At 66.4% G+C, this 1,345-nt stretch carries 2 protein-coding genes; both read left to right on the top strand.

Features of this window, described 5'->3' with window-relative positions; all coding sequences use genetic code 11:
* The coding region (locus JV551A3_RS21505; RefSeq protein WP_205125967.1) for a potassium-transporting ATPase subunit KdpA at positions 1-648 on the top strand (648 nt) is incomplete at its 5' end.
* A 9-nt stretch (positions 649-657) separates the two neighbouring features.
* Positions 658-1,345: P-type ATPase (locus JV551A3_RS21500; RefSeq protein WP_459565072.1), on the top strand; the 688-nt coding region annotated here is incomplete at its 3' end.

The raw sequence follows: 1,345 nt of genomic DNA, 5'->3' as shown, positions 1-1,345 counted from the left end.
TCGGTCAATGCCATGCACGACAGCGTCAACCCGCTGACCGGCATGGTGGCGATGGTCAACATGATGGTCGGTGAGGTGATCTTCGGCGGCGTCGGTGCAGGGCTTTACGGCATGTTGCTGTTCGTGCTGATCGCAGTGTTCCTGGCCGGGCTGATGATCGGCCGCACCCCGGAATACCTGGGCAAGAAGCTACAGGCGCGCGAGGTGCAGTTGCTGGTGGCGACCCTGCTGGTGATGCCGGTCGGCGTGCTGGTGCTAGGCGCCATCGCCGCCAGCCTGCCCGGCCCGGCGGGTGCGGTCAGCAACCCGGGTGCGCATGGCTTCAGCCAACTGCTGTATGCCTACACCTCGGGCACGGCCAACAACGGCTCGGCCTTTGCCGGCTTCGGTGCCAATACGGTGTTCCACAACCTGATGATCGGCCTTGCCATGCTTGTCGGTCGCTTCGGCTACATCCTGCCGGTGCTGGCGCTGGCCGGCTGCCTGGCGGCAAAGAAAAGCGCACCCCAGGGGCTCAACAGCTTCCCCACCCATGGCCCGCTGTTCACCGGGCTGCTGCTGGTCACCATCCTGCTGGTCGGTGGCCTGACCTTCCTGCCGACCCTGGCCCTTGTGCCGAGCGCCGAACACTTGAGCCTGGGTTTTTGAGGACCGACCATGAACATGCCCATTCCTGAAGTACAAGCCCGGCACAGTGCCAAGGACCAGACACGCTTCGCCGCGCTGTGGCGCCCGGCGCTGGTGCAGGCATTCGTCAAGCTCGACCCGCGCCAGCTCAAGCGCTCGCCGGTGATGCTGGTGGTCGCCCTGACGGCGGTACTGACCACCGTCCTGTGTTTCGCCCCCGGCAGCGGAGTGAGCACCGGCGTAGCTGTGCAGATCGCCCTGTGGCTGTGGTTCACCGTTTTGTTCGCCAACTTCGCCGAGGCCCTGGCCGAGGGCCGTGGCAAGGCCCGCGCCGATAGCCTCAAGGCCGGTAGCCAGGGCCTTGCCGCTCAGCGTCGCAAGCGCGATGGCAGCTACGAGACCATCGCGGCCAGCGAGCTGCGCAAGGGTGACGTGGTGCGCGTGGTGGCCGGCGAAATGATCCCCGGTGACGGCGAGGTGCTCGAAGGTATCGCTGCGGTCAACGAGGCCGCCATTACCGGCGAGTCCGCGCCGGTGATCCGCGAGTCCGGCGGCGACCGCTCGGCGGTGACTGGTAATACCCGGCTGGTCTCCGACTGGTTGTTGATCCGCATCACCAGCAACCCGGGCGAGTCGACCCTCGACCGCATGATTGCCCTGGTCGAAGGCGCGCAGCCGCACAAGACCCCGAACGAGATCGCCCTCGACATCCTGCTGA

It is taken from the genome of Pseudomonas inefficax (assembly GCF_900277125.1).
Taxonomy (GTDB): domain Bacteria; phylum Pseudomonadota; class Gammaproteobacteria; order Pseudomonadales; family Pseudomonadaceae; genus Aquipseudomonas; species Aquipseudomonas inefficax.
Note: the sequence above shows the minus strand (reverse complement) of the source record. Positions and strands in the feature narration are given on the sequence as shown.